A 21,916-nucleotide genomic window follows, 5' to 3' on the forward strand; every position below is an offset into this window, starting at 1 on the left:
ACCGTCCATTACAGATGTGACTGTAAGTCAGCAATCAGGCGGTCAATGCTGTAGTCGAGATCCTCGCCCCACTCGTAATCGCCTTGTTTGCCAAACAGGGAACCTGAGAGTTTTTCTTTTTTATTCAGCCACTCTTTCAGCGCCGCTTTACTGGGGGATAAGAAGCCTTCGCCCTGGCTCTTAACGGGCTGTTCGAAAGAAGCCTGCAGACCCTGGCCTTTACGCAACAACACGCGGGCATAATCCCACGGGCAGGCCCCGGACTGCGTTGTTTGTCGGGCAGCGGGAACGGCGACATACAGCGCCTTAACAAACGCGGCGACGGCGGTTTTGATGTCAGCATCCTCACCCAACGTCTGTTTCAGCTGCCCCAGATCCAGACTCACATAGCGATAATAGGTCGCCGAATTAAACTCCAGGCTGCCCATATGTGCCGAACCGCTTTCTTCCTCCGTTTTACAATCATCCACGGCGGTAAAAAACTCGACCTCGTTACTCACTTTATGCGTTGAAATCGCATGCGCGAACGAGGCCGCCGCCTCAACGTTCATATCCGCCGCTTTGGCCACCATGCGGCCGAATAGCGCAATATCCAGGGCGTCCAGCGTTTTGTTAACCGTTTTTTTGGCGACCTTTACCAGTTCTTTGTCTTTCAGGTTCGCGGCCTCAAAGTCCTTTTCCTGCGCGTAAGCGGCGAAAGCGGCGGCCTCAGACTCGCTGAGAAACAACAAGGTATCATCGGAGAAAAAAGCAGCCATCGCCTCACCGCAGCGGTTGGCCTGCTCATCGCTCGCTCCTAGTGCGGTACAGGCGTTGGCCAGTATTGAGGCAATTTTTTTACTACGCACTCCGAGACGAATACCAAAATCAGGCAGCGCCAGACGAACCTGGCGCTTCCAGCACTGCGATGACACTCTGGCTCGCGAAACTCCGCCAACAATGGCGGACTTGGGGGCCCCCACATCATCGCGGTTAAGGCAGGTCACCGGGAAAGACTGCAAAATATGAAACTCGATTCGAGTGTTTTTGAACGGGGTAGTCATTGGATTATCCTTAATCAATTTATTAATCATCAGGAAAAAAGCGCATCAACAACGGGCACAATCTGCAGCAGGCCGCAGCCAAAGGCGCGCCCTTTGCCAATGCCGTGATGAAAGCTATGCTGAAACTGCGGCCGGTCGGTTACGGTAAGCAGCCCCTGTACCGTCGCCTTGCCAAGCGTCACCTGGCGGCCGGCTTTATCTTTAAACTGCAGCACTTCCATCGCCTCTACCTGCAGGCTCGGAAGATCAACGTCAAAGCCCCAGCGGCCGGCGCGCTGAATAAACCACTGCGCGATATCCGTCCGGCCTTTAATCGCCATGCGCTTACCCGTTTGTTTATCTTTTCGCACCGGATTCACCTGTACCTCAAAGCGATAACGCGAATGTGAGAGAAAAGCAGCAGGAATCGATTTGCTGATGACCTCGCCGTACCGCCCATCAACCTTTGCAGCCGGGGGTCTATCAGAGACAATCAATACTTTGCGACCGTGAAAATCGCCGCCGCGGTCGGCGTAGGCGATGCCGCTCGAGATATGACTGCACTTCTGCCGGTCTGTACGCACGTCAGCAAACAGGCTGTACACCACACGGTGTAAGGAATAGGCATCGCTGATTTTCAGCGCTTTCACCGCGGCGCGGTCGAGATGTAAGGCACTGGCAAAAAGTTCAGTCATGTGGATTCCCCGCCTCATTTCTGCTGACCTCCTCGGCACGACGATAAAATTGTTGCGCCCAGCTGGCGCGGATCCGTTCGCGGTTATTGCCGGAGAACCACTGCAGTTCGTTGAGTAACCGGGCGAAATCCGGCGTCACATTGCGGCCTGCCATTAATGCCAGCAGCGGGCGCAAAATACGGCACGCTTCGCTCGTCGAGGAACAGGCCAACAATCGCCGCAGCCGGGCTTTGGCCTGTTCAGACTGGTTGCCCTCGGGATAACACCCCGCAATAGCGGCCCCCAGAGCGGTTGTACCGTTACAGGCGGGTTTCGCCTTGGCCAGAGCGGCGCCAATGATGCAGTACGGCAGGCGTTGCCACTCTTTTTCCAGGTCAATGCCAAACCCCGTCAGAATTTCCCAACTCTGATATTCGGTCGCCGGGTTGTCCGCCCGTTTCAGGCGGGCGGCAAAGCCATTGTCCTTCCCGATACGCTCAATCACGTAACCGACAAATCGTTTGGCGGGCGATTCGCTACCCGCGCTTTCGGCGGTAACATCTGCGGGAAACTGATCCATTATGATCCTCCTTAATCAACGGTAAGATATTGGCAAAAATTAGGCCGGGACTGAGCCCAGGCATCTATTTGACGGGCACTGTCGGCGGGGCAGAGTTGGTCAAAAACCTGTTCGGCATAGCCGACAAACATTTTTCGTAGCGGAAGACGCGTGGAACGATCTCCCACGGAGCTAAGACAAGTATCAATAAGCGCCTGAGCATGACGTTCGCAAAGATGCCAGAATAGCGCCGTGGCTTTTTCAGCCTGCCTTGCCACAAAGGGCTGAGCCTTCCCGGTCGCTGATTTATCAATATCTGATAGCTGGCGGAAATAACGCACAACCGCCCCCCAAAGCTGTTTTTGCACAGCTTCAAGCTGCGTCATTTCATATTTTAAATATTCAAGAAAGGAACTATTGATGAGATCGGATGACAACCATATTTCTGACTGAACATAATCATCCGTACCTGAAGCGTATTGCTCACCCGCATTACTACTCACCCTTAATCCGCCCGACCATACCGCAAACTGCTCTGTACTACGGGTTATCCGCTGCAGAGGAAGGCTAAGCTGGCGGGTTTCAAATCCCCGGCTATCACCCTGGGCGATAAACTGGAGTAACGAGGTCAGTTCGCGCCAGGGGCGTTTACCCGGATTAACCCATAACACCCTCGGTTTCTTTGCGGAAAAATCGACGGACACCGTGGGGTCGGTTTTGCCTTCAAGATAGCCGGCATGGCTTATTCCATCACTATAGTGAATACCGTCATCGGCTAACAGACAAAATTTACCCATCGGGATCAGGCGTCCCAGCAGCGATGTTTTTAACGAGCGCGCAATGTCATCATCTTCTCCTGCCGGCATTTGCTCCCATGGAGCAATCCCTAGCGTGGGATACATCTCCAACTGCGCAATATCTTCGGCAGTGAATAGGTTGAGCCAAATGCTCTGTACGATGGAATTCCCCAGCCAGTACGAATGCAACAACCCCATGTGCCCGACTGAAATACCGGCTTTACCACTACTCGGTTTACCCTTTTCGTTTTGCTTCCCCCGATAGCCTGGCGTTAACACCACAGAGTTATCAGTTTTTTTGCCCCCGAGGCCAAATCCCATCTGTGTAACAATTGTTAGCGCTTTGTCCGCATCGGTTAGTTGCTGCTGTTGCTGGCTTTCGTTCAAAACCGTGGTATTGCCGGTACTTACCTCCGGTGATAATACGCCCAATGGCTTACGTTCAGCTGCTTGAATAGCCGGCATCTGTAAGAATGGCTTTTCGCCATATAGATAAAAACGGTCGTGCCATTTAGCAAGATACTGCAGGCAACAATTGGCCATTCCCTGCCAGCCCATCTGTTGCCAGGCGTTATCATCCGCAGGCGTCGCGGCGGCCTGAGCGATAGCTAAGAGCAATTTGGTGAGCGCTATTTTTTGTACCGGATTACCCCCTAAAGCGCGCAATTCCGGCTGACTAAAAATATCGGTTAAACTGACCAACCCCACGTCCACGACCGCAATCCAGGGTTCATCAATCAAATTGAAGCGGTTTTCCATGGTTTATTCCTTTTTGGAAATGGCCCGGAAGCCAAGATATTCACTGTATTCGAGGGTGTATTTATCGCCTGCTGGCCGGCCATCCAGCGTCTTTAGTTCGCCCGCTGGGCTGACAATGGCAACGCGCAAAAGCGCCTCGTCATCTTCGGGACGGCCAAGATAGAACACCTCCTGCAGATGTAATTTTTCCAGCTCATTGCTGGCGATTTGGGGCGGGCAATAAGTCGGGTTCACTCGTACCAGTTGCTGATTAAGCGCTACCGCCAACTGCCGCCACTGGGCCCGATTTAAACGATGTCGGCCATGCGGGAGGGTTAATTCAGAATCATCAAGCAGGCGGAAATACGTAGCGCCGTCATGTGAACGCAGGCCACGTAGCAGCAACAGGTCAGTGGTGTCACGGTCGCTATAGCGGGTCTCAGCCTTATGCTCCGGCAGCGTTTTCCCGCCGGTCGATAACGTTAGCTTCGCCAGCGACTGCAGCGCCTGTTCACCTGAGCGATAGCGGCTGCCATTCTTCAGTTCATGCAATAGCGTGGCCCATGGCCCCTCTTCAGAACGCGCGCTATAGGTCCGATCTATTAGGGGGCGAATATCCCCAGGCAACGAGATAACGCGGAGCGCTTTCCAGACATCCAGGCTACGGCATAACACATAGGGTGAGTAGACCATCGCGCTCATGCCGAATGCAGAACCAGGGTTGGCTAATGCGCAGTCAAGGGCTGGGGACAATAGCCAGCATTCCGCAGTCGCGCTGGCATGGCGGGGAGTTTCCGCATGTCGCCACAGTCGGCCAAGACGTTGCAACAACATATCGGTGGGCGCAAAACGGCTCACGAGGAAATCAGCGTCAATATCAAGAGATTGTTCCAGGACCTGGGTCCCGACTAAAATACGCCCGCACCGCTGGCGTTGTGCCCAACCAGCCTGGCCGTAAAGTGCGACCCAGCGCTGCTCATGCCGGTTACGGTGCTGAGGTGTAAAGCGCGAATGCAATAGTCCTATTTCACAGCCAGCGTCAACCGCCCGGCTAGCCATATCAAGATAACGTTGCTGCGCTTCAGCAACGGTATTTTCAATCCACAACACCTGCTGCCCAAGTTCTGCGCGTCGTAGCGCCTCTTCCAACGCGATTTCATCTTTACCGCAGCAATGGAGAGCGAAGGTAGTATGCTCTGAAACAGGAACGGCAATCTCGGCCAGCGTCGATTCCGCAGCGCAGGTGGGCGCGGCGGTGATCAGCGGATATGCCTCACTGTTTGTCGTTTGCTGCAGCAAGGCGTCACGGCGTTGCCGGCTCAGCGTGGCGCTGAGAATAATCACCGTACAGTCGATTTGACGGAGAAATTCGACCAACGCATTGAGAATCGTGCCGGTATACAGATCGTAAGTATGAACTTCGTCAAGGATCACTACCTTGCCTGCAAGCCCATAGGCTCTGACAAAACCATGCTTCACATTCATCACCGCCATCAGCGCCTGATCGATGGTGCCGACGGCAAACGGCGCTAATAAACCGCGTTTACGGTGATTAAACCATGACCCGCCGGGACAGCCCTCTCCGCCCAATTCGGTATCCAGTAACCAGGCGCCAGAATGCAGCAATAAAGCGCGTTCAGGCGTATTCGTATCAATAATCTGCGCCAGAAAAGCATTGAAGCGATCGTAGATTTTATTTGAGGTTAACTGCGTGGGGAGCGCGAAATAAATTCCGCTGGCTTTGTTCTGCGCCAACAATTGATAAGCCGCATATAGCGCGGCCTCGGTCTTACCCATCCCCATTTGTGCTTCAAGAATATAAACGCCGGGCTCGGCAACCTGTTCAATAAAAAGCGACTGGGGCGTACGCGGCTGCATAATCCGTTTTACAGGGTCAAACACTTCAGCAAAAGAGAGATTCTGGCGAATAATTGGCTTAATAAAACCCGCCTGCGTTAAAGCTGTTGATATATTCGGCCGCCAATCTTCTTCCGGATTGTCAAAATATTCGCAAGAACCTATCCAGTCAGCGACGGAGGTTAAACCAGCAACCACCCTGGCCTGGGCTGCCGAATCAAACGTTGGCCAATCGGTTTGCAGATTTTGTCTTAGCTGAGCCACTAATTTTTGGCGCTCATCGAACCACAAAGGGCCGCCAAATATATCGGCATTGCCGCGCCGGCCATCAACTCGCGGATTAAAACCATGATGTTGTCCGAGTATTTCGGCGACATATCGCGGCACTCCGAACGCTTCTGCGCTCGCCTGGCTGACGCCTGCGTGCCCACCCCACTGGCTTTCAAGTTCAGGGCTTACCCCAGCCAGCGCGGGGTACTGCCGATAACTAATGCCGCAGGCTGAAAATATCTTTGCGACAAACGTTGGGCTGACCTTCCCAATATCATGACAAGCGGCAGCCATTTCGCTCCCTGCGGGGAATAAATGGCCGCGCATTGCCTCGGGGAATCGGGAAATTAAAACTCGGGCGATCTCTCCCACTATTTGACAGTGTTCCAGCACCGAGCGCCCTATCGCTACACTTCCGTTACTAAGCCTTCTTGTTTTCGCGGGACACTTTTCAAAACCGATCGCCGTGACGGCATTTTCGGAATGCAAATGAATTCGGGTTAAACGTCTCACAGGGAATCTTCCATGACGAATGCATTATAATCTCGGCAATTAAAATCACATCATTCCCAATAGAAATCCACCACTAATTTATGCACATCAAAAAACCATTTTAATTAAAATAATTTGCAAGGCATATTTATTAGGCCGCATTAAATTGTTGTTAATAATTGCTTAACCCACATTTTTACAAAATATATTTCAGCACAACAACACATGCACCGTAATCATACGAAACAATTAATTCATATGTTTTTATTATTTCAGATTGATGAATTAACCCTCATTAATATGAAGTCATTTCACAAAAAGATGAATACGAAAGCCATGGCGGTTTCCCTACCGCCATAGCGCCCTAAGCAAAGTTTATCGCTGCGGGAAGATCCACACATCGTCCGCGGGCAGCGTCAGGTGACAATGTTCGGCGTCACGCAGGGCCGTGCCGTAGGCGCGAATCGCAAAGTCATCGCCCTCGGTGCGGAACAGATATTCCCACCGATCGCCGAGGTACATGCTGGTCAGCAGCGGAAGTTCCAGGCTGTTATCCTGCGGCGAGCAGTCAAGTCGCAGGCGTTCGACGCGGATCACCGCCGTCGCCGGCTGGCCAACGCTTATCCCCTCGCCCGCGCGGCCCCATAGCGCCCAGCTGGCGCCTTCAACCCGCGCGCGTCCGTTCTCCAGCGCCGTCACCTTACCGTGCAGGCGGTTATTGCTGCCCATAAACTCGGCGGCGAACAGAGTAGCTGGGTTACCGTACATCTCCTGCGGCGTCCCCTGCTGTTCAATCACGCCGTTGTTAAGCAGCAAAATGCGATCGGAAATCGCCATCGCTTCATTCTGATCGTGGGTGACCATCAGCGCCGACAGGCCCAGCTTAATAATGAGCTCGCGCAGAAATACCCGCGCCTCTTCACGCAGCTTGGCGTCGAGGTTGGATAGCGGCTCATCCAGCAGAATAACCGGCGGGTTATAGACCAGCGCCCGCCCAATTGCCACGCGCTGCTGCTGGCCGCCGGAAAGCTGGTGCGGGTGCCGGTTGCCCAGATGTCCCAGACCTAGCTGCTCGAGTACGCTCTGCACCCGCTGTTTAATCTCGCCGCTGGCCACCTTACGCAGTTTCAGCGGATAGGCCACGTTGTCGAATACCGTTTTATGCGGCCACAGGGCGTAGGACTGGAACACCAGCCCGAGATTACGCTCTTCCGCCGGGATCTCGCTACGCGGGCTGCCGTCATAAACCACGCTATTGCCAATGGTGATCCGCCCGGCGGTCGGTTTCTCCAGACCAGCAACCGCACGCAGCAGCGTGGTTTTCCCGCTGCCTGAAGGGCCGAGCAGCGACACCACCTCTCCGCGTTTGAGCTCCATCGACACCCCTTTCAGCACCGGGTTGTCGCCATAGGTCAGATGTAAATTGTCTACCGATAACTCAATCATGTAATTTCACTCCAAAGCGCAGGGCGATACCCAGACCGACTACCACCAGCAGAATATTGATAAACGATAGCGCCGCGACGATATCAATGGCGCCCGCCGCCCACAGAGAGACCAGCATCGAACCGATCGTTTCAGTGCCTGGCGACAACAAATAAACGCCGGTTGAATACTCGCGTTCAAAGATCAGGAACATCAGCAGCCAGGAGCCGATAAGCCCGTAGCGCGCCAGAGGAACAGTGACGTGGCGGGTGATTTGCCCGCGAGAGGCGCCGGTGCTGCGCGCGGCCTCCTCCAGCTCCGGCGCCACCTGCAGCAGCGTTGACGAGATAAGGCGCAGTCCGTAGGCCATCCACACCACCGTATAGGCCAACCAGACGCTGAAAATGGTGTTGCGCAGCGCGCGCAGTTGCACGATAAGGTGTTCGCGCAGCCAGTCGGCGACCGGCAGCGCCGAGAGCCAGCCGTTTTTCAGCGACTGATCGAGCCACATCGGCACAAACAGAAACACCCACAGAAACGCCAGACCGGCCAACAGGCCCGGCACCGCACGCGGTACCAGCACGCTGTAGTCGAGAAAACGCGTCACGTTATCCGGCTTACGGTGCATGGCGATACCGACAAACAGATAGCAGACCACCGCCAGCGCGCCGCCGATAATCCCGATCGCCATCGAGTTGACGATCGCCCGCAGCAGGTTCGGCTGCTGCCAGATGTTGCGGAAAGTCGCCAGCGACAGCTCATCCCATAGCGAAACGCCAACGCCCCAATTGGAAATAAAGGCCCGTAGCGCCACGCCCAGCAGCGGGACGCCGATGGTCACGGTCAACCACGCCACCACGACCGCGCCCGCGACCCAACGCCATTTCCCCAGCGGCAAGGCGCGCGACTGCGACGCTTTACCTTTCATGGTCACGAAGCGGTTGGCGGTACGCATCAACCGGCGCTGCAACATCACCAGCGGAATGGTAATGCAGATTAACACCACCGCGACCGCCGCCATCAGATGGTAAGAAGGCGTTCCCAGTTTATTGGTCAACTTATAGAGATAGGTCGCCAGCACCATGTTGCCCTCCGGATCGCCGAGCACCAGCATCAGGCCAAAGACCTCCAGGCCGAGGAAGAACAGCAGCACGCAGGCGTAGAGAATGGACGGCCGTACCATCGGCAAGCTCACCGAGGTCATCACCTGCAGCGGCGTGGCGCCGACGGTACGCGCCGCCTCTTCCACGTCCGAACCGACGCTACGTAGCGCCGAGGAGATATAAAGATAGGCGTGCGGGACGTGCGTTAAACCGGCGATTACCACGATGCTGAACATCGAATAGATATTCCACGGCACAAAACCAAGCCACTCCTGCGCCCACTGCGACAGGAAACCGACCGGCCCGGCGGCCACCACGTAACCAAAGCCCAGCACCATCGGCGAGACGAAAATCGGCACCAGGATCAGCGGCTCAATAAAACGTCGCCCGGGTAAATCGGTGCGAACCATTAAAAAGGCCAGAATGCCGCCCAGCGGAATCGCGATAATGACCAGACCAAAGGCGAGAATAAATCCGGAGCGTAAGGCCAGATAAAAATCCGGATCGGTAAAAATAAAACCGAAGGCTTCGAGGCTCCACTCTTTTGAGCGGGCAAAAAATGGCGCGGAAAGAAAGCTTTGCGCCACGATAAATAATAGCGGAACGTAAATCACCAGCGCCGCAATCAATACCACCATGCCACGCGGTAGTCCCTGCCACTTTCTGCGTAAAATGTTCATCTTTAATTCCCCTGGCAAAGTGCAGAGATAAATTATCAAGAAGAGATATGAGTACTTATTTACTGAACACTGATAAGGTCATTCCCCCGACTGCATTCCGGGGGAATTTTCAAAAGCCATAACTTTATTTCGCAGCGGCGGCACGCCATTGCTTAATAAATTCCAGACGCTGTTTAGGTTGCAGATATTGCAACAGGCTTTCATCCACCGGAATCGGCTTCAGGGCATTGCCCAGTAATTTCGTCATTCCGTCGATATCATTTTTACCTTCAATATCGTTGCGAATTGATGGAATATCACCCTGAGAGGCGAGAATCGTTTGCCCTTTTTCCGACAGTACGTAGTCGAACCACAGTTTCGCCGCGTTAGGATGCCCTGCTTCCGCGGTGATAAATGAGACGCGGGACAGCACCAGCACGTAGTCTTTCGGATAGGCAATACCTAATGACGGGTCGGTTTTAGCGCGCGCTTCGGCATAGGAGCCGAGGATGTTATAACCGATCAGGTTTTCACCGGAGGAGACGCGCTCCATCATGGTGCCGGTAGAGGATTGCACCGTCAGGCCGCCTTTGGCGATATTCGCCAGGTCTGCAAAGTAATTGCCGTCAGCCTTGCTATCCTGCACCGCCAGCATAAAACCAAGCCCCGACTTCTCGATATCGTAGGTGGTGACTTTGCCTTTAAATTTATCAGCCTGCCCGGCGATAAGTTTGGCCAATGCGGTATGTGAATCCGGCACTTCATTTTGCGGGATCAGCCGTTTGTTATAGATAAAGACCACCGGCTCATAGGTTGTACCGTAGGCTTTTTGCTGCCAGACCGCCCATTTCGGCAGCTTGCCGACTTCCGGCGAGGCATACTCTTGCGCATAATCGGTGGCTAATTTCAGCGCCGTGTCCATGGAAGAGCTCCACACTACGTCGCCGCTCCCGCCGCCGGCGGCTTGTTCACTAATATAACGGTTGTACAGCTCGGTGCTGTTCATATCGTTATATTCAACTTTAATCCCAGGATATTGCGCTTCAAAGCCTTTAATTAACGGCCCTGCCGCTTTGGTGTCCGTTGTGGAATAAACCACGACTTTGCCCTCTTTCACCCCGGCATCAACGACCTTTTGATAATCTGCCGGGTAGCCCTGCGGCACCTCCGCCAGCGCGGAGTACGAGAAGACTGTCGTCAGTGAAACCACTAAACCACCGATTTTCTTATACATAAAATCAACCCTTAAGCATCAATAATTAAACACAAATTTAACATATAGTGCTGTAAGAACCTCTGCAACGCATGGGCCGGGTTTTTTATAGCTTTTGTGACAGTGGTGTAGTTTAAAAAGTGGTGTTTATGGAGTTTATTCAGCGAGTAGTGAAAACAGCGAGCGAGGTCACAGATTAATGCTGCGTATTGAAGCCTGTTTATCCAGCGCCTATAGTCGACCACTAACTGCGGGTCTCAGTAACGAGCATATACAGTCATCATGGTAATTTCTTATAAATACATAAAGTTACTATGCGAAATTATTTTTACCGGCCAGCATTGTATTTTCTTGCTTTTGTGCCAGACTCATTTTAATCGACAATAACATTTTTATCTGCCGTATTTTTCGTTGACCGTTTTTATAAATAACATGATAGCAATTTGCGGCTATCAGTCTGTTGATGTTGAATATTTTAAGCGCGTGCAATTCCGTTTACTTTTAACAAGTCATCTATCTCTATTTAAGCTGGAGCAAATCTCATGCCTATTATCGGTACACTTTATGTCGTCCATAAAGAGCACAAAATTCCGGTTGATATACACCTTGAAAATACTGAGGAAGGAGAGTATGTCTATTATACGGCGGATGCCAGTATTGATGCGGATGGCGCCAATGGGCAAAACGGTTTTCCCGCCGCTTACCAAATAAATGACCAGTTTAAGGAAATAGGCAGCGATCGTTTAGTTAACCTTAATTTAAAAATAGATTCCAATGGTGTATTCCACAAAATAAACCCTACAAGTGGAGTTAATGCCATCTTAGACGGCAATGGTCAACCAAAAATATTTCCGCAAGGAATTATTGCATCTAAAACATCATTACATTATCAACATATTTCATTAGATGACCCCAAAGCTTATATCGATGCAGCGACAGTTCTCTACATTGCCGTACCAATGATAGTGATCGCGCAAACAAAAGGCACAGTGATTGGATGCCAGGCGAGAGTAACATGGAAAGATAAATCTATAAATTGTGTGGTTGCAGATAGTAGCGGCAATGGTATTGGTGAATTAAGCATCGCTGCAGCAGAGGCGCTCGGGGTAGGCGGAAATCCGCTACATGGAGGAATTGATGAAATTGCCGTCAGGTATGAAATTTGGCCCGGTAAAGCCACTCCGGGATTCCCGTTACTCCCCACCAAGCATCATTAACTATGAAATACTGGTTGTTGTCCGGGTTATCAATGCTTATCTCCTGCAGCTCACCACTCCCGGTTCCGATTATTGATGCCGATAAAGAGTGTATTCAGAACGCTCGTACATGTCATAATTATGCCGATGGTCTGGATTCTTTTAAAAAGGTAGTTGGTGCATATAAAGCCTTCGCCATAAAATGGGAGCACGTTGCCGATACCAAAAAGTTGGAGTCGCAAACAGCAGATGAAATAACCTTTTACGGATTACTGGCCAGTGCTGTCGGACTAGCCACTAAATCCCCTGAGACGGTGATTGCCGGCGCGTCAGTGGGTGCGGCAGGTACCCTATACAGCAAGCGATACCGCCTTGAAGTGCAATCGCATAATTACGATTTGGCTTCTCAGGCGATGCAGTGTCTATATATGGCAACATTTCCTTTCAAAGACCGTAGGTTTCCTGATAACCATGCCATTCGTAACGCAGCACTGGACTCATTAACTAATGTCAGAGAGAAGTTAAGACAGTTGCAATATTCGATGGTACTCGGCACCCCCGATATTTCTGGTTTAATCGCCATTATTAACAACCCATATAAAATGCCACCCCCTGTCATTACAAAAAATAATAAAAATAGTGGCTCTAACATGTCTCAAGCGGAAACCGACGAGCTATTGAATGAAATGAAAAAATGCGAAACCAAACTGAACTAGGATATAAACCAGGAGAACATCATTGATGCTCTCCTGTCATTTACCTTAGCTCTATTATGAGTTTATTCTAATAATAGCTAAAAAAGGAGCATCATTCATGTTCAGTCCGCCATTACTTGTCAGATCATAGGTTGATGAAGCAACTGCATCGCTAACGTTTCCCCCTACAGCTAAAATCGTACCATTGTTAACCTCAATAACAATATCACTGTGAGAATCAAAATTATTACTATCGTCAACAAGAATGTTATTATAAAAAGAAATTGCACTATAGTAGGTTAATGGCTCATGATAATTGCCATTTGCATCAGGCCGTCTTTTACAAATGATATCGCCTACTTGCACCGGGGTAAGTTCTGGATCTAACAATGAAAATTTTGGATATTTCCCCGCATAGATATAGGCGCAATATTCGGAATGATACGATTTTAGTGGAAAATCATGGCCAGTATAGCCTATCTGTTTTATACAAAAACAAATAAAAGCAGCCGACCATGCATAAGGGCTCGTACCGTCCAAATCAGCACCTATAGATTGCCAGTATTGATGAACAATAGGCGAGAACTTAGCCTGTGACTCCAAATGTTGGGATTTTAAATTCGGCGTTCCTGGGTAGGTTCCCCATCTATCCCACTCATTAATAACAACCTTAGATAATTGCTGTGCAGAAATCGGCATAATAAACCTCTATATGATAAAGTAGAATATCATTAATGTTAGTTTTCCATGCTATTAAGAAAATACTCTGGCATATTTATTGGTATGCAGGCGAATGCCTGGTGCGCATTTAATGCGTCACAAATATAACTCTAGATATAAAGCCTCAAGAAATAAAGGCGGTATCGCTATTTACTATCTTCTCTAAATAACACTTTGCTAAGAAGATCGTATCCATATGATATATCGGTTATTTTTTACACGAACAAGCATACCGATTTATTATGTCTAAACCTAAATTCTACTGCTAGCTCCTTGATCTTCTGCGCCTTGCGGCGCAGCATGGAACGGCAAACGCAACAAAACAACAACATACATCGAGGAGACTATCCGTGCCTACAGGACATCGATTTCGCCCCACGGAGCTACACCACTTCGTCACTACCCTGTTCACACAACTGGGCAGTACGCCAACCGAAGCCGCGCTGGTCGCAGACCACCTGATCGCCGCCAACCTTGCCGGACACGATTCCCACGGCGTCGGCATGATCCCGAGCTACGTAAAATCCCATAGCGAAGGTTTTTTGCAACTTAACCGCCATGCCAGCGTGATGAAAGACGCCGGCGCCGTCGTCACCCTCGACGGCAACGCCGGTTTTGGCCAGGTCGTTGCCCATGAAGCCATGCAGTTGGGGATTGAAAAAGCCAAACAGCACGGCCTCGCCGCCGTGGCGCTGCGCAATGCTCACCATATCGGGCGCATCGGTTACTGGGCGGAACAATGCGCGGCGCAGGGGTTAATATCCATTCATTTCGTTAGCGTCGTCGGCGACCCGATGGTGGCGCCATTTCGCGGCAAAGATAGTCGCTTCGGCACTAACCCACTCTGCGTGGTCTTCCCGCGTGAAGGCCATCCGCCGCTGCTGCTCGATTACGCCACCAGCGCCATCGCTTTTGGCAAAACCCGCGTCGCATGGCATAAAGGCGAAGCGGTGCCTGCCGGCTCATTGATTGACTCTCGCGGCGAACCGACCACCGATCCGGCGGTGATGCAGACCTCGCCGCTTGGCGCCCTGCTCACTTTTGCTCAACATAAAGGCTATGCCCTGGCGACGCTCTGCGAAGTACTCGGCGGTGCGGTCTCAGGCGGGCAAACGACCCATCAGGACAGCCTGCAGGGCTGCGTCGACGCCATCTTCAACTGCATGACTACCATTATTCTCAGCCCTGAAGCCTTCGATGCGCCGCAGATGCAGCGCGAAACCGAGGCCTTTATCGACTGGTGTAAACAGTCGCCGCATGATGCCGATACGCCTATTCTGGCGCCTGGAGAGTGGGAAGCGGCCAATCGTCAGCAGCGGTTGGCAAACGGTATTCCGCTCGATGCCAGTAGCTGGCAGGCGATCTGCGCCGCCGCGCGGCAGGCCGGCATGTCGCAAGAGACGCTGAACCAACTGCAGCAAAATATGGAAGTTAACGCTTAACCTCAGTCCCCGCGGGGCGATCGTCAGCCACGGCGTCCCGCGTCATCGTCACTTGTGACGACGTCAGTGATTTTCCCACGTCTTCATCACCTTCATCCCGCGTCATCAGCGCTATTTTCACTTTGGCACGCATTATGCAATCGAACTGCATCGCACGACGATCGACGTCGCGCGTTTGCTGACGGTAGCCTGCCGGGCCCGGCGCGCTATCGCCCTATCTTCACTGTTAACAGGTCTGTTACTGATGAATAAAATTACCAGCGTGTGCCCCTATTGCGGGGCGGGTTGTAAACTCAAATTGGTTGTCGAAAATGATAAAATCATTCGCGCCGAAGCCGCCGACGGCGTCACCAATCAAAACCAGCTATGCCTGAAAGGCTACTACGGCTGGGATTTCCTCAATGACACGCAGCTTCTCACGCCTCGCCTCAAGCAACCGATGATTCGTTATCAGAAAGGCGGCCCGTTCACCCCGGTCAGCTGGGAAGAAGCGATTCGCTACACCGCCGCTAAGCTCAGCGAGATCAAAGCCAAGTACGGGCCGCGAGCCATCATGACCACCGGATCGTCCCGCGGCACCGGTAACGAAACCAACTATGTGATGCAGAAATTCGCCCGAGCGGTACTCAATACCAATAACGTCGACTGTTGCGCCCGCGTTTGCCACGGGCCGTCGGTCGCCGGACTGCAGGCTTCACTCGGCAATGGCGCGATGAGTAACTCAATAAGCGATATCGAGAACTCAAAATGCCTGCTGGTCTTTGGCTACAACTGCGCCGATTCTCACCCTATCGTGGCGCGACGGGTGCTCAAAGCCCGCGATAACGGCGCGAAAATCATCGTCTGCGATCCGCGGCGCATTGAAACCGCCCGCATCGCCGACCAGCATCTGCAACTCAACAACGGCAGCAATATGGCGCTGGTCAACGCCTTCGCCCACGTCCTGCTGGAGGAAGATCTCTACAACCACGATTACGTTGAGCGTTATACCGAAGGGCTGGAGGCCTACCGCGAAGCGGTGAAAGACTACTCTCCCGAAGCCGTGGAAGCACTGGTCGGCGTCCCGGCGCTGGCTATCCGGCGGGCGATGCGTACCTTCGCCGCCGCCCCTTCCGCCACCATTATGTGGGGAATGGGCGTAACCCAGTTCGGCCAGGCGGTTGATGTCGTTCGTGGTCTCGCCAGCCTCGCGCTGCTGACCGGCAACCTCGGAAGGCCTAACGTCGGCGTCGGCCCGGTTCGCGGACAAAATAACGTTCAGGGCGCCTGCGACATGGGCGTATTACCCAACCAGTTCCCGGGCTATCAGGATGTCACCGACGCCGCGGTGCGCGCCAAATTCGCCAATGCCTGGGGCATCGATCCGGCGATGATGGATACGCAAATCGGCACTCGTATCACCGAAGTCCCGCATAAAGCGCTGGCGGGAGAAATCAAAGCCTACTACATCATGGGCGAGGATCCGCTGCAAACCGAGGCTGACCTGGGTCTGGTACGCAAAGGGATGGAGGCGCTGGATTTCGTGGTGGTGCAGGATATCTTTATGACCAAAACGGCGGAAGTGGCTGACGTACTGCTGCCGGCAACGTCCTGGGGCGAGCACGGCGGCGTCTTTACCTGCGCCGACCGCGGCTTCCAGCGTTTCGAGCAGGCTATTTCTCCCACAGGTAACGTGAAACGCGATTGGGAAATTATCAGCCTGCTGGCCAGCGAGATGGGCTATCCGATGCATTACGCCAGTAACCAGCAAATCTGGGATGAGATGCGTGAACTCTGCCCGCTGTTCTACGGCGTAACCTGGGAGAAAATGGGCGATATGGGCCACGTGCAGTGGCCGTGCCCGACGCTCGATCACCCCGGTACGCCGTGGTTGTATCAGGATAATCACTTTGATACCCCATCGGGCAAAGGGCAACTGTTCGCCGCGCCGTGGCGCGCGCCGGCGGAAACGCCGGACGATGATTTCCCGCTGGTGCTCTGCACGGTGCGCGAAGTCGGACATTACTCCTGCCGTTCAATGACCGGCAACTGCGCCGCGCTGCAGTCGCTGGCGGACGAACCGGGCAGGATACAGATGCACCCTGCCGATGCCGAGCGGGCAGGTATTGCCGATCGTCAGCTGGTTTGGGTGAGTTCGCGGCGCGGCAAAGTGATGACTCGCGCCGATCTCAGCGAGCGTATCAACCCCGGCGCGGTGTACATGACCTACCAGTGGTGGGTCGGCGCCTGTAATGAGCTGACCCAGGATAATCTGGATCCTATCTCGAAAACGCCGGAAACCAAGTACTGCGCGGTGAAGGTCGAGGCCATTGCCGACCAGGACTGGGCGGAACGGTACGCCTGGACGACCTATAGTCTGATGAAGGCGCGGTTAAAGGCGGCGGCTAACGCCTGAGGGTGAATTCAGGGGGAGGCTTAGCTTCTCCCTGGAATCTGACGCTGTCTGGATTGACATCAAAATAGGCCTTCTTTGGCAGGACGACTTTGTGAAAATCTTATGTACCGCTCAGGGACCTGCCAGCAGGGACTGAAGTATATAGCCGCCCACCAGCCCTGTGGCGCCAGCAAGCAGGACTTTCCGTTGTTCGGTAAGTTTAGACATGGTGTGTTTTTCCTCAATTCAAGCGCATGGCATGACGGACGCTGTCAGGTGTTTTTCCAGTCCACCCCTGGAATGCGCGATAAAAGGAATTGGGATCTTCGAATCCAAGGAGGAAAGCGATCTCTGCGCCGGACATCGTGGTATTTGCCAGATAATGTCGGGCAAGGCTCTCCCGCACCATATTGACCAGGGCGCGAAAGTTTTCCCCCTCCTCCTCAAGCCGACGTTGAAGCGTACGCTTGCTCAAACCCAGTCGTTCCGCGGCCTTCTCAATGGTAGCCGCGTTACCAGGCAACAGCTCCAGTAAGACAGCACGCACGCGTTCCGCCGTCGACGCCGTCGAATCAAGTTCACTGAGCCGTCGACGAAGATCGGGTTCGAACGCGTGAAACATGCTTTCGTTGACCGTGAGGAATGGACGCAAAGCATCCACAGCGGCGAAAGCGATTGCTGGATACTCTCCCTTTTGCACAGGTACGCCGAAGAAATTCTCGTAACGCCGGAGATAACGACTGGACGGAAGTTCCGGCAGGATAACGCGATGCGCCTTAATGTGCTCACGGGTAGCCAGTCTGGCTAGTCGCACGAAAAACGCAATCTCGGCCACTTGCAGCGAGTGAGGTACCGCGGTTTGTATCGACAACCAGCGAGGCGTCACGACCAGCTCGCCTGCGTCACCCGTATTGACTTCAAGGCTCATGGGCGCCACAAGTTGCTTGTATTTGGCGAGGCGCTGCATAGCCTGTACCAGATTCGTGCTGCACAGGGCAGCGAACAGCGGTGGGTTGAAAGAATCAGCCGAGAGAGTCTCGACGAGGCGTAAGGGAAACATGGCATCACTTGCCTCAGCCTCTAAAGCGCGCCAGAAACGAAAATAGTCTTCGCCAGAAAGCCCCTGTCTTGTACGGGAGAGTAAATCGTCTGGAAGGGCGGCCCGACGTAATACATGGCCAGGCTGAACACCTAAGTCCTTCAGTATTGCCAGCCAGCCAATATCCATGGGAAAAGTTTTGTTTTGCACCTTCAGCACTCCGTCACTATTGCTCATTCAACCGACGCTCAGAGTATAGAGCAGTCGTGCGCTTAACCCCCGTCAAACCGCGCCACAATGACTGCACGTTGCGCCAACCTGTAACATCCGCGACTCACTCCCTGTGCTGGCATCTCCCGCATTAAAATTGGCGCGGATTGCCAGAGCGTTGTCGCGGCTTGCTTCCTATAGTGAGATGAAAACATCACACCAGCCAGGGCACGTTCCACCAGTCCTGACGGTCCAATCTGAACAATAGAGAAATCCCAATGAATGCTACCGAAGCTATCGACCAACTGGATCCCCAAAAATGGACTACAACATCTCCCGCAGAACGTTTGCATCTGCTGGAGGAAATCCGTGCAAACCTGAAGAAGTACGGTGATGACCTCGCCTTCGCCGACAGCAAGATGAAGAATGGCATCCTCGGTGCGCCTCTTTTTTCATACCCAATGTCAAAGGTTGCTACCGTCGTTCCTATGGCGAGTACCGTCTCGGCAGCCATCATCCTTTATGAATCCATTCTCGACGGCAAGATGCCACAGCCGCTGAGCGTGGAAAAAGTGAGTGAGGATCTCTACGACATTTATGTCTTTCCGCAGGAGCGGAAGGACAAGTTGATGTACGCGGATCAAAAGAGTCGCATCCGTGTGAAAGGCGCACCGAAACAAATCAATCCGATGGAAAAGCCCGCGGGTATTATTGCCGTGCTGGGTGCAGGCAACTACAGCTCAGCGCTCGAGGTGTTGAAAGCGATCTTCTTCGAGAACTGTACAGTCGTACACAAACCGCATCACCTGAACGAAGAAACCGACAGGATTTGGGCGAAGATCATGCAGCCGCTGATCGATCGGCGCGTTCTGAGCTTCTGCGATGCCGATCGGGGACAAGACCTGACAGTAGATCCCCGCCTCTCCCGGATCTACTTTACAGGTGGAACCGCAACGGCCGAGGCTATCATGTCAGCGACAGAGACGCCGCTTATCTCCGAATGCGGCGGCAATAACCCATGCATCATCGTGCCGGGCGACCGGCCATGGACAAAGAAGGAAATTGAGCATCAGGCAGTGCAGATAGCCACCATGGCAAAGTTCAATGGTGGCGCGAACTGCGGTCGTCCCCAGACTCTGGTGACAAGCAAACACTGGCCGCAGCGCAAGGAATTCCTCGACGCGCTGCGGGTCGCTATCTCGGAGACTACTCCGGCCATGGGTATGTACTACCCCGGCGCCGACAAGGTCGTGGATGGTTTTCGACAGGCCTATCCCGATGCGGTAGTACTGAGCCCCGAGGGCGGCAAGTATCCGCATTCCGACGTCATATTACTAACAGACGTTGAGCCCGGTGGCTACGCCACTTCACATGAAGCGTTCAGCCTGGTGCTCGCTGAGGTGCCGCTAGACCTGCCAGCCAATGCCGCGCACTTCCTCCCCGGCGCCGTCAAGTTCGCCAACACCCAGCTCCTGGGCACGCTCGCCAGTGCGATACTTATCGATGAGGACACCAGAAAGGCCCATCAGAAATTACTCGAGCAAGCGGTGTCTGACCTGGAATATGGTGCGGTCGCCATCAACAGCATGCCGTCCTTCATTTTTCTCAACCCCTATCTTACCTGGGGTGGAAATGAGGCAGGCAAGACGTTCGTTTCTGGTCGCGGCAACTTTGGCAACCTACTCAATTACGAGAACGTTGAGAAATCGATCATGGAGGCAAAGTTTATGTCACCAGGGCACATGCTGTACACCAACAAGCGAGCATTCGACAATATGGCTGGAAACATGGCGAATTTCGCAGTCGAGCCTACCTGGATGAACCTGACCTGTCTGATGGGGGACGCCATCCGCGATAGCTTCCGTAAAAAAGATTTCTGAGTCAGTAGAACGCATCGGCCTGAAAGGCCTTATCCATTGCCCTTTACTCGACTATCTTGTAGCGAGTCTGCTTCATAGCCGGGGCAGTGACTACGACCTTGAGGACATGCATAGGGTGAGCTCCACAACAATAAATCGGAACTCATCGCGGCTTTCCATACGCTCGAACGGCTTGTACGCCAGTTCGAGCGCTATCAGGCCAGAGCCGGTCGTGGCATTCTGCACCTGAAAGTGAGTCTAGCAACGATAGACATGGCGACATAACCACTATTGTGAATTTAATTACACCATAGTAAATTAATGGGATTGTTTTTGTAGGTAATTACCCCAAACCATGTCCACTTTAAGGAAAATAAAATGATAAAAATCAGAATGTCACGACCTTCTGAAGCGGAAGACATCATCCAGATTTGGAAAAGTTCTGTAGATGCTACGCACGATTTTCTGACAACACATGACCGGCAAGAGATCGAAAAAGAGGTGGTCGGTTTTTTTTCAGAAACCCCTGTATGGGTAGCGACAAATGATGAAGACCTTCCACTCGGATTTATGTTTTTACATGATGGTCATCTGGAGGCGCTGTTCGTCGATGCCTCTGCTCGCGGGCTTGGCGTCGGCAAACAGTTGATATCCCATGCCCTTGCTCTTCATCCTGATTTAAGCGTCGACGTCAATGAACAAAACCAACAGGCCGTCGGGTTTTATCAACATATGGGCTTCCAGGTTTCAGGGCGCTCCGGGCAGGATAGTCAGGGAAGACCTTATCCCCTGCTGCATCTGCGTAAAGGGAATGGCGTCTAACCGTTTGCCAGGGGAAATATCATCTGTTTTTTTGGCTAAACGCAACGATGTATGTACAGCTCTGTTCGCTATCCGGGTTAGTCATTTGGCACTCGCCTGCAAAGGTAAGAGCAAGACAATCACCCGCTTGCAAATGATGAGTCTGATGATTGACCCTAAAATCAAGGTTGCCGCTCAGCATCCAAAGTGTTTGCCCGCAAAGATGCTCAATAGCGGAGGCGGGGATCGTCAGTTGACCCATTGCAGGGATTTCAACTTTTATCAGTTCCGGACTGGCGCCCGCCGGGGACAATGTCCAACGAATAATGCCTGATTGTTCATCTGTCCAATGCTGCTGCTGGTGAGCGAAACGAACCAGCGAGTTCTGATGTTGCTCAAGCTCGGCGAAAAGTTTTGATAGCGTAATATTCATGGCGTTCGCTAAACGACTAAGGATAGTCGCGCTGGGGCTGGAGACGCCTCGTTCAATCTTACTAATCATCGCCTGGCTCACGCCTGAGCGTTGCGCAAGCTCCGTTACCGTCCAGTTACGAGCTTTCCTGTGCTTTAGTAATAACTGTGCAATGTCGCTATCTACTATCTGATTTTTCGCTGTTTTATCCATTTTCACCCTCACTTTCGCCAGCCTGATTATGCCATTACCTAAATTAGGCTGGAATCATTGATTGGGTCAGTGTGAAAAAGTCAGGTTTCAATGGGTGGACAATTATCTTTAGCACCCACGTCATCAGAAGAGCATGAGTTTGCGAT

At 52.7% G+C, this 21,916-nt stretch carries 17 protein-coding genes; 6 read left to right on the forward strand and 11 right to left on the reverse strand.

Annotated elements, in window-relative coordinates; genetic code table 11:
• Positions 1 to 8: 8 nt before the first annotated feature.
• The 8 genes from cas7e to ABLV78_RS14350 all read right to left on the reverse strand — a co-directional run bounded on the left by cas7e (position 9) and on the right by ABLV78_RS14350 (position 10,830).
• On the reverse strand, positions 9 to 1,043 hold the full coding sequence (gene cas7e / locus ABLV78_RS14315) for a type I-E CRISPR-associated protein Cas7/Cse4/CasC (protein WP_047046565.1): 1,035 nt from the start codon (positions 1,041 to 1,043) through the stop codon (positions 9 to 11).
• 29 nt (positions 1,044 to 1,072) lie between these two features.
• On the reverse strand, positions 1,073 to 1,717 hold the full coding sequence (cas6e, locus tag ABLV78_RS14320; RefSeq protein ID WP_047046569.1) for a type I-E CRISPR-associated protein Cas6/Cse3/CasE: 645 nt from the start codon (positions 1,715 to 1,717) through the stop codon (positions 1,073 to 1,075).
• On the reverse strand, positions 1,710 to 2,276 hold the full coding sequence (gene casB, locus ABLV78_RS14325) for a type I-E CRISPR-associated protein Cse2/CasB (RefSeq protein ID WP_047046572.1): 567 nt from the start codon (positions 2,274 to 2,276) through the stop codon (positions 1,710 to 1,712). Before casB ends, cas6e begins: the two co-directional genes overlap by 8 nt.
• An 11-nt stretch (positions 2,277 to 2,287) precedes the next feature.
• The gene (gene casA, locus ABLV78_RS14330; RefSeq protein WP_059355861.1) at positions 2,288 to 3,811 is read right to left on the reverse strand and encodes a type I-E CRISPR-associated protein Cse1/CasA; all 1,524 of its coding nucleotides are present in this window, start codon (positions 3,809 to 3,811) and stop codon (positions 2,288 to 2,290) included.
• 3 nt (positions 3,812 to 3,814) lie between these two features.
• On the reverse strand, positions 3,815 to 6,430 hold the full coding sequence (locus ABLV78_RS14335; protein WP_047046579.1) for a CRISPR-associated helicase/endonuclease Cas3: 2,616 nt from the start codon (positions 6,428 to 6,430) through the stop codon (positions 3,815 to 3,817).
• A gap of 354 nt (positions 6,431 to 6,784) precedes the next feature.
• A complete protein-coding gene (locus ABLV78_RS14340) occupies positions 6,785 to 7,855 on the reverse strand; it encodes an ABC transporter ATP-binding protein (protein WP_047046582.1) in 1,071 nt (356 codons plus the stop codon).
• Positions 7,848 to 9,617: an ABC transporter permease gene (locus tag ABLV78_RS14345; RefSeq protein ID WP_047046585.1), complete on the reverse strand. Its 1,770-nt coding sequence runs from the start codon at positions 9,615 to 9,617 to the stop codon at positions 7,848 to 7,850. Before ABLV78_RS14345 ends, ABLV78_RS14340 begins: the two co-directional genes overlap by 8 nt.
• A 124-nt stretch (positions 9,618 to 9,741) precedes the next feature.
• On the reverse strand, positions 9,742 to 10,830 hold the full coding sequence (locus ABLV78_RS14350) for an ABC transporter substrate-binding protein (protein WP_020079034.1): 1,089 nt from the start codon (positions 10,828 to 10,830) through the stop codon (positions 9,742 to 9,744).
• Positions 10,831 to 11,351: 521 nt separating this feature from the next.
• On the opposite strand from ABLV78_RS14350, the gene ABLV78_RS14355 reads away from it, so the two are divergent.
• Positions 11,352 to 12,026, forward strand: coding sequence for a hypothetical protein (locus ABLV78_RS14355; RefSeq protein WP_196796339.1), 675 nt, complete (start codon positions 11,352 to 11,354; stop codon positions 12,024 to 12,026).
• A gap of 2 nt (positions 12,027 to 12,028) precedes the next feature.
• A complete protein-coding gene (locus tag ABLV78_RS14360) occupies positions 12,029 to 12,721 on the forward strand; it encodes a hypothetical protein (RefSeq protein WP_047046589.1) in 693 nt (230 codons plus the stop codon).
• A gap of 54 nt (positions 12,722 to 12,775) precedes the next feature.
• On the opposite strand, the gene ABLV78_RS14365 is transcribed toward ABLV78_RS14360, so the two are convergent.
• Positions 12,776 to 13,399 (reverse strand): DUF2272 domain-containing protein, encoded by a 624-nt coding sequence (locus ABLV78_RS14365; RefSeq protein ID WP_080957264.1) that lies wholly within the window; start codon positions 13,397 to 13,399, stop codon positions 12,776 to 12,778.
• A 371-nt stretch (positions 13,400 to 13,770) separates the two neighbouring features.
• Between ABLV78_RS14365 and ABLV78_RS14370 the strand changes: the two genes are divergently transcribed.
• Together ABLV78_RS14370 and fdhF are read left to right on the forward strand one after the other, a co-directional pair.
• A complete protein-coding gene (locus tag ABLV78_RS14370) occupies positions 13,771 to 14,862 on the forward strand; it encodes a malate/lactate/ureidoglycolate dehydrogenase (RefSeq protein WP_015705181.1) in 1,092 nt (363 codons plus the stop codon).
• Positions 14,863 to 15,106: 244 nt separating this feature from the next.
• Positions 15,107 to 17,257 carry a formate dehydrogenase subunit alpha gene (gene fdhF, locus ABLV78_RS14375; protein WP_047046592.1) on the forward strand — a complete coding sequence of 717 codons (2,151 nt, stop codon included), beginning with the start codon at positions 15,107 to 15,109 and terminating at the stop codon, positions 17,255 to 17,257.
• Positions 17,258 to 17,477: 220 nt separating this feature from the next.
• Here the strand turns inward: fdhF and ABLV78_RS14380 are convergent, their stop codons facing one another.
• A complete protein-coding gene (locus ABLV78_RS14380; protein ID WP_072251460.1) occupies positions 17,478 to 18,485 on the reverse strand; it encodes an AraC family transcriptional regulator in 1,008 nt (335 codons plus the stop codon).
• A 278-nt stretch (positions 18,486 to 18,763) separates the two neighbouring features.
• Between ABLV78_RS14380 and ABLV78_RS14385 the strand changes: the two genes are divergently transcribed.
• Both ABLV78_RS14385 and ABLV78_RS14390 read left to right on the forward strand, forming a co-directional pair.
• Positions 18,764 to 20,365 carry an aldehyde dehydrogenase family protein gene (locus ABLV78_RS14385; RefSeq protein ID WP_047046597.1) on the forward strand — a complete coding sequence of 534 codons (1,602 nt, stop codon included), beginning with the start codon at positions 18,764 to 18,766 and terminating at the stop codon, positions 20,363 to 20,365.
• Between the two features lie 357 nt (positions 20,366 to 20,722).
• Positions 20,723 to 21,166: an acetyltransferase gene (locus ABLV78_RS14390; protein ID WP_047046600.1), complete on the forward strand. Its 444-nt coding sequence runs from the start codon at positions 20,723 to 20,725 to the stop codon at positions 21,164 to 21,166.
• A gap of 19 nt (positions 21,167 to 21,185) precedes the next feature.
• On the opposite strand, the gene relB is transcribed toward ABLV78_RS14390, so the two are convergent.
• Entirely contained in the window at positions 21,186 to 21,770 is a 585-nt protein-coding gene (gene relB / locus ABLV78_RS14395; protein WP_015705175.1) for a type II toxin-antitoxin system RelB family anti-toxin, read from the reverse strand.
• Positions 21,771 to 21,916: the final 146 nt, after the last annotated feature.

This window comes from Klebsiella sp. CN_Kp075 (genome assembly GCF_040065055.2).
Classification (GTDB): Bacteria; Pseudomonadota; Gammaproteobacteria; order Enterobacterales; family Enterobacteriaceae; genus Klebsiella; species Klebsiella aerogenes.

Excerpts from the sequence above, each read along its gene's own strand:
- ABLV78_RS14360 (WP_047046589.1), top strand. The coding sequence starts at position 12,029 with ATGAAATACTGGTTGTTGTCCGGGTTATCAATGCTTATCTCCTGCAGC.
- casB (WP_047046572.1), bottom strand. The coding sequence starts at position 2,276 with ATGGATCAGTTTCCCGCAGATGTTACCGCCGAAAGCGCGGGTAGCGAA.
- ABLV78_RS14345 (WP_047046585.1), bottom strand. The coding sequence starts at position 9,617 with ATGAACATTTTACGCAGAAAGTGGCAGGGACTACCGCGTGGCATGGTG.
- fdhF (WP_047046592.1), top strand. The coding sequence starts at position 15,107 with ATGAATAAAATTACCAGCGTGTGCCCCTATTGCGGGGCGGGTTGTAAA.
- ABLV78_RS14355 (WP_196796339.1), top strand. The coding sequence starts at position 11,352 with ATGCCTATTATCGGTACACTTTATGTCGTCCATAAAGAGCACAAAATT.
- cas6e (WP_047046569.1), bottom strand. The coding sequence starts at position 1,717 with ATGACTGAACTTTTTGCCAGTGCCTTACATCTCGACCGCGCCGCGGTG.
- ABLV78_RS14390 (WP_047046600.1), top strand. The coding sequence starts at position 20,723 with ATGATAAAAATCAGAATGTCACGACCTTCTGAAGCGGAAGACATCATC.
- ABLV78_RS14385 (WP_047046597.1), top strand. The coding sequence starts at position 18,764 with ATGAATGCTACCGAAGCTATCGACCAACTGGATCCCCAAAAATGGACT.
- casA (WP_059355861.1), bottom strand. The coding sequence starts at position 3,811 with ATGGAAAACCGCTTCAATTTGATTGATGAACCCTGGATTGCGGTCGTG.
- ABLV78_RS14340 (WP_047046582.1), bottom strand. The coding sequence starts at position 7,855 with ATGATTGAGTTATCGGTAGACAATTTACATCTGACCTATGGCGACAAC.
- relB (WP_015705175.1), bottom strand. The coding sequence starts at position 21,770 with ATGGATAAAACAGCGAAAAATCAGATAGTAGATAGCGACATTGCACAG.
- ABLV78_RS14365 (WP_080957264.1), bottom strand. The coding sequence starts at position 13,399 with ATGCCGATTTCTGCACAGCAATTATCTAAGGTTGTTATTAATGAGTGG.
- cas7e (WP_047046565.1), bottom strand. The coding sequence starts at position 1,043 with ATGACTACCCCGTTCAAAAACACTCGAATCGAGTTTCATATTTTGCAG.
- ABLV78_RS14350 (WP_020079034.1), bottom strand. The coding sequence starts at position 10,830 with ATGTATAAGAAAATCGGTGGTTTAGTGGTTTCACTGACGACAGTCTTC.